General features: G+C 50.6%; 5 protein-coding genes. All 5 read left to right on the top strand.

Annotation, left to right across the window (positions count from 1 at the left end):
• Positions 1–290, top strand: a 290-nt coding sequence (locus KJ869_04415) for an amidophosphoribosyltransferase (GenBank protein MBU1576434.1), incomplete at its 5' end; no start/stop codon positions are given.
• Between the two features lie 189 nt (positions 291–479).
• Positions 480–1,718, top strand: coding sequence for a DUF1015 family protein (locus KJ869_04410; protein MBU1576433.1), 1,239 nt, complete (start codon positions 480–482; stop codon positions 1,716–1,718).
• A 376-nt stretch (positions 1,719–2,094) separates the two neighbouring features.
• Positions 2,095–3,447 (top strand): amidophosphoribosyltransferase, encoded by a 1,353-nt coding sequence (gene purF / locus KJ869_04405; protein ID MBU1576432.1) that lies wholly within the window; start codon positions 2,095–2,097, stop codon positions 3,445–3,447.
• A 107-nt stretch (positions 3,448–3,554) separates the two neighbouring features.
• Positions 3,555–4,901 (top strand): hypothetical protein, encoded by a 1,347-nt coding sequence (locus tag KJ869_04400; protein ID MBU1576431.1) that lies wholly within the window; start codon positions 3,555–3,557, stop codon positions 4,899–4,901.
• A 330-nt stretch (positions 4,902–5,231) separates the two neighbouring features.
• On the top strand, positions 5,232–6,512 hold the full coding sequence (locus KJ869_04395) for an outer membrane protein transport protein (GenBank protein ID MBU1576430.1): 1,281 nt from the start codon (positions 5,232–5,234) through the stop codon (positions 6,510–6,512).
• Positions 6,513–6,541 lie beyond the last annotated feature (29 nt).

The following is a 6,541-nucleotide window of genomic DNA, read 5'->3' as shown; positions in this document are numbered from 1 at the left end:
GCCCGACGTTGCTTTTCTCCTGCGATTTCCTGAATTTCTCCACATCCCATTCCATCCTGGATCTAGCCGGCAGAAGGGCAATAAAGGAACTGGAGGGAGCCGATGACAAACACCTCGGTGAATATGCATTGAACGGCTCGGAGAAAAACATTGCCATGACGGAGAAAATACGGCAGCGTTTGAAGCTGAGCACCCTGAAATACCAAAAGATGGATGATCTGGTCAATGCTATAGGGCTTCCCAAAGAGGACCTTTGCACCCACTGCTGGGACAATACAAGCTATTCCTGATCGCGCCTTACGTTAATATCTGTAGATAAATATTGAAGGGACACGGTGCGCCGTGTCCCTTCAATGATTAATTTCAATCAACAGAAGAAGAGTGAGATAAAATCGGTTGAATTTCGGGTTGAAATATTATAGAATTAACAATCATTGCAATCAATCCATATTTTTAAATACAAAACATCAGGAGCACCAATGGCAGTCGTTCTACCGTTCCAGGCAGTCCGCCCCAGGAAGGAGTTCGCCAAGGACATCGCCGCGCCGCCCTACGACGTGGTCAACAGCGAGGAGGCACGGGAGCTGGCCAAGGGCAACGACAAAAGTTACCTGCACATCAGCCGCCCGGAGATAGACCTGGACCCCAAGACCGACGAGCACGCCGACCAGGTCTATGACCAGGGGAAGATAAACTTCGATAAGTTTAAGGCCAACGGCTGGCTGTTCCAGGAAGAGAAACCCTGTTTCTACATCTACAAGCAGGTGATGGGCGGCCACTCCCAGATCGGCCTGGTGGCATCGGCCTCGGCCGAAGATTATGATAGGGACATCATCAAAAAGCACGAGCATACCCGGCCCGACAAGGAGGACGACCGCACCCGGCACATCGGAACCATCAATGCCAACACCGAGCCGGTGTTCTTCACCTACCCGGCGGTCCCAGCCATAGATTCTCTGGTCAACGACTGGATCAAGAAAGCCCCGGAATACGATTTCATCTCGGATGACGGCGTCAAACACACCCTGTGGGTCTGCGATGAGGATAAGCTAATCAGCGAGCTGAAAACTGAATTCTCTAAACTCAAATTCATGTACGTGGCCGACGGGCACCATCGCAGCGCGGCCGCCTGGCGGATCTGGAAGGAGAGAAAGGCCCAGAACCCCAACCACACCGGGAACGAGGAGTATAATTTCTTTTTGACCGTGATCTTTCCGGACAACCAGATGAACATCATGGCCTACAACCGGGTGGTGAAAGACCTGAACGGAAATACCAAGGAGGAATTTCTTAAAAAGATCGGCGACAAATTCAAAGTCACCGAAGATGCCCCGGACCTTCCCGGCGGCAACCTGAAGTTCTCGATGTACCTGAACGGCCAGTGGTATCTTTTGGCTGCCAAGGAGGGAAGCTATGATGAAAAGGATCCGGTGAAAAGATTAGACGCTTCAATCCTCCAGGACAATCTTCTAAATCCTGTGCTGGGCATAGAGAACCCCCGCACAGACAAGCGGATCAACTTTGTGGGCGGGATCCGGGGGACAAAAGAATTGGTCAAGCTGGTGGATTCCGGCAAGCAGGCAGTGGCTTTTTCATTGCACCCGGTCAACATCAAACAGCTGATCTCGGTGGCCGACTCCGGCCAGGTAATGCCGCCCAAGAGCACTTGGTTCGAGCCGAAGCTCAGAAGCGGGCTGTTCGTGCATCAGTACGACTGATCCTGTCTGAACAAATAAAAAGTTCCGATTAACCCTATCGGAACTTTGTTTTTTCGCTTATAATAAGATTAGGTTTATGATATAATAAATTTTGATAAAAAGCGAAGGGAGGTTTTTTATCATTGTAGCGGTCATTGCGATGACTACTTCCTCGCTGGGCATATGAAGCAATCTATGAATGGATCGTTTCGTTTGCCAAGCAAGTTGATTTTCTCGCGGTGACGAGTTCTTTGGTTTTTATATAGAATGCACATCGAAAAAAATCAAATTGAGGGATCCTTCGGCTTGTTTAACAATGATGTTTTCTCAGGATGACGGTTTCCCTTTGTGTAAAATAACAAAACGTCGACACAGCTAGATTAAAAGGATATATTACATGTGTGGAGTTTGCGGGGTCTATAATTTTGACAAAGCCTCCGAGATGCTGTACCTGGGCATTTTTGCCCTGCAGCATCGGGGGCAGGACAACGCCGGGATGGCGGTCTGTGACGGGCGGGAGGTCAGGATACACAAGGATAAGGGGTTGGTGTTTGACATCTTCAAGCCCGAGGTGCTGGCCGCCCTGCCGGGCCGGGTGGCCATCGGCCATACCCGATATCCCACCGCCGGGGACAGTTCCCTGGTCAACGCCCAGCCCCATCACGCCGATACCAAGGACGGCCGGATGGTGATCGTCTCCAACGGCGACGTCACCAACATGCTGGAGCAGACCCGTTACCTTAAATCCCAGGGGTTCACCCCCTACGGCTCCAACGATGCTGAGGTGATAGTGGCCTCCATCGCCTGCTATTACGAGCAAAGCGGGGATATCGCCAGGGCCATAGAGATGATGATGGACGCCGTCAGGGGCAGCTACTCGGCCATCCTGCTGTTCAAGGGCGATATGTACGTGTTCCGGGATCCCCTGGGCATCCGGCCGCTTTCCCTGGGAAAATCGGGCGACGGGCTGGTCTTCGCCTCGGAGAGCTGCGCCATCGAGACCATGGGTGGAACCTATCAACGGGATATCGAGCCGGGCGAGCTGTTCATAGTCAGACCCGGCGGGACCGAGAGCCGGCGGCTTAAAAAGATGCCCCAATACAAGCATTGCGTATTCGAGCATATATATTTCTCCCGCCCGGACAGCGTGGTCTACGGCGAGAGCGTGGCCCAAAAACGGTTCATGTTCGGCCAGAAACTGGCCGAGGAGAGTCAAATATTATCGGAATTCGTCCTGCCGGTGCCTGATTCCTCCAACAATGCCGCTCTGGGCTATGCCGACCAGGCCGGGATTCCCTTTAAACTGGCCCTGATCCGTAGCCATTACATCGGCCGGACTTTTATCGGCTCCACCCAGGCCATACGGGATTTCGCCGTCAAGCTCAAATTCAACCCGGTAAAAAGCCTGGTCCATGGCAAGAAGGTGGGGGTGGTGGACGATTCCATCGTCCGGGGCACTACCTCCAAGAAGCTGATGGGGTTCATCCGGGAGGCCGGGGCGGAGGAGATACACTTCCGGATAGCCTCGCCGCCCATAAAGCACCCCTGTTTCTACGGGGTGGATACCCCCCGGATACACGAATTGATCGCCTCGTCCCAGTCGGTGGAGCAGATCAGGCAGTTCGTGGGGGCGGATACTCTCAGTTATCTGTCCTTGGAGGGCCTGAAATCGTGCCTTAAAGAGCCGGAGAACTACTGCTATGCCTGCTTAGACGGCCATTACCCCATAGACCCCCCGGCCGGCAAATAGTATTTTATATCCCATGCCAGATCAAAAGAGTAAAAAATATAATTATTTAAAAAAAATCTTGACTTTGTCCCTCAATTATGAGAACATTTTTAAAAAGGAGGAGAAGTATGCTCAATTTTAGGAAGTTTGTTTTAGCACTGATTGTGGCCTTGATCCTGCCTGCTACAATATATGCCGGCGGCAAGTGGTATAATTACTACGAGGACGGCCAGAAGTACATGAAGATGGGGAATTGGGACCGTGCCATTGAAGAGTTCCGCAGCGCCGCATCTTTGGAATTCAAGGATAAACCCCAGTTCCGGATGTACGGGATGCATTTTATGGACTATTTCCCGCACCGCGAGATGGGGGTATGTTATTATAACCTGGGCGACGCGGCCAATGCCAAGAAATCCCTGGAGCTGTCCCAGGCTTTTGCCCCTTCCAAGCGGGCCCGGGAATACCTGAATAAGCTGTCGCGGGGGGATGCCCCGTCGGCCGCCTCGATCACCCCCTATGTTGACCGGGATGAGGAAAAACGACTGGCCAAGGAGCGGGAGCAGATAGAGCGGGAGAAAAAACGCCTGGCTGAGCAGTTCGCGGCCTTAGAAAGGCAGAAGAAGGATGCCAATGAGGCCACTGCCAAAAAGGTGGCCCTGGAAGAAAGGCGCCTTGGCGGAGAAAGGGAGAGATTGGCCAGACTGGAGGCCGAAAAGACCGCCAGCAGGGCCAGCGATGCCGGCACCCTGCCGGTGGGGGCCCTGACCTACGACCCCACCCGGGTCACCCAGGTGGGATCCCGGCTGTCCATAGCGGTTCTGCCCTTCGAGAACAAGGGCGGCGACGCCACCATCTCCAGCACCGTCCAGGATAAGATGATCACCTCTTTATACAGCTTAAGGCGGTTCAAGATAATCGAAAGATCCCAGATTGATAAGGTAATGAACGAGCAGAAGCTGGGCATGACCGGGGCCATAGACCCCGCCAGGGCGGTCAAGGTAGGCAAGATGATCGGGGTGGACGCCATCCTGATCGGCTCGATATCCTCCACCCCAACTGGAGTGGGCATGGATGCCCGGCTGATAGACACCGAATCCGGGGTTATCATCACCGCCAAGGACGCCTACAGCCCCAAGAACTCCCTGCAGGATGTCAAGAACATGGCCACCGATATATCCATTCAGGTCTATAACGACGTTCCGCTGGTGGAGGGCTATGTCATCAAGGCCGACGTGCCGACCATAGTGCTGGATGTGGGCTCGGCCAAAGGGATGCGCAAGGGCATGAAGATGGTGGTCTACAAGGAGGGCGATGCCATTACCCACCCGGTGACCGGGGAGATCCTGGGCAAGCAGGTGACTAAGATGGGCGAGCTGTTGCTGACCGAGGTCCAGGCCAAGATGTCCGAGGCCCAGGTGGTGGAGAAGGAACCGGGCCAGACCTTTGCCGTGGGTAACAAGGTGGTGGCCAAGTAGACCTCACCCCTTTAGAAGGGCAATTCTCTGACAGGATTTACATGATTTACGAAACCGGGATCATGACGTACGCCGTCGTCAGACTGGCACAATATGTCATTCCACTCCATAGGCGCATTTCGGCTATATTGTCATTCCCGTGCAGACGGGAATCCAGGCTATGGTACTCAGCCGGCCTGACCGGGAATCCAGTTTTTAAAACAATAATTTTATAATTCGTATTTCGTAATTTATTCACGAAGGGGGGTGGAGCGTTCCTTTAAATTTGTTAATAGGTATCTAAAAAATGGTAGTAATCAAATTTATAATATTAATCTGGAGGAACTCACAATGCGTAAATTAGGTTTACTTTTGCTGGCACTAGCCGCTATCGGCTCGCTGGCCTACGCCCAGAACATCGATTTCAACATTATGGGCGCTGGCGCAAGGGCCCACGGCATGGGCGGGGCATTCATTGGTGTATCTGATGATGCTACGGCTGTGGGATGGAACCCGGCTGGTATAGCCCAGTTGGATAAAATGGAAGCTTCGATCAATGGTTTTTTCAACATAAAAAAGTATTCATATGAGGAGACTTGGATCGGCGGTAGCTATGATGAATCAAACAGTATTTCGCACTTTGCTCCAAGTTTTGCCAGCTTTATATTGCCGTTAAAGGCAGCAGATAAAAATCTAGTATTGGCAGTTGCATATCAAAGGTTAATTGATTTTGGTTTTGCCGATAGCGATACCGGATCATACTTTGATGGGACTAATACAATTACTTGGGAGAGGGAAGAAAAACAAACCGGAGGTATCGATGCTATTACCCCGGCTATTGCTTTTCAGGTTACACCACAATTTTCAGTTGGCGCTGCGGGTAATATATTAGTTAAAGGATCTACCTATACCAGTGAGAGGACCTATAGCGACGGCGATTTTTATAATGTAGAGGAAAATTATAGCTACTCCGGGTTTAACATAAATGCCGGTGCTCTGGCAACAATGAATAAATTTAATATTGGTGTTTCTATGAGATTGCCGTTCACATTGACTGAATCTGCTGAGAGGCAAAGAACATCTAACTATTTAACACCTGCTACATATGACACAACATATCCTGATTTTGAAGTCACAATGCCCTTGATGTTTGGTGCCGGAATTGCGTTAAAGCCAACTGATAAGTTTACTATCTCTGCTGATTTCGAGCATCGCAGCTATTCCAATTCGGAAGCAACGAAAAAAATAGCCGTATATGATACACTTACTTGGGTGGCAACCGGCACAAAAGATACTACTTATAATATGGGATGGCATAATGTAAACCAGTTCCGTTTTGGGTTGGAATATATTTTGTCAGGAGCCACTGCAGTATTCCCAGTTCGTTTGGGCTTTAGAACAGATCCCAAACTGTTTACTGGTCATTATGGCGACGGGACAGATACCACACAAGCCGTAGGTAAGGTATTTACCGGCGGTTTTGGCTTGGTCATGGGCAAGGTTATGTTGGACCTGGCTTATGAATATGGTGTTACTAATTGGGTAGATATAGAAATACCTGCTAATACTTATACTGAGAAGTACATTGAAAAGACACACAATATTCTTGCTTCCTGCATATTCCACTTCTAATAAATCTGTACTGACTACCAAGAACTTTT

This window comes from Candidatus Edwardsbacteria bacterium, from assembly GCA_018821925.1.
GTDB lineage: Bacteria > Edwardsbacteria > AC1 > AC1 > EtOH8 > UBA2226.
This window is presented reverse-complemented; position numbering and strand designations above follow the sequence as displayed.

What these genes read in the sequence shown, in the direction of transcription:
- KJ869_04410 (MBU1576433.1), top strand. Translation starts at nt 480, where the DNA reads ATGGCAGTCGTTCTACCGTTCCAGGCAGTCCGCCCCAGGAAGGAGTTC.
- purF (MBU1576432.1), top strand. Translation starts at nt 2,095, where the DNA reads ATGTGTGGAGTTTGCGGGGTCTATAATTTTGACAAAGCCTCCGAGATG.
- KJ869_04400 (MBU1576431.1), top strand. Translation starts at nt 3,555, where the DNA reads ATGCTCAATTTTAGGAAGTTTGTTTTAGCACTGATTGTGGCCTTGATC.
- KJ869_04395 (MBU1576430.1), top strand. Translation starts at nt 5,232, where the DNA reads ATGCGTAAATTAGGTTTACTTTTGCTGGCACTAGCCGCTATCGGCTCG.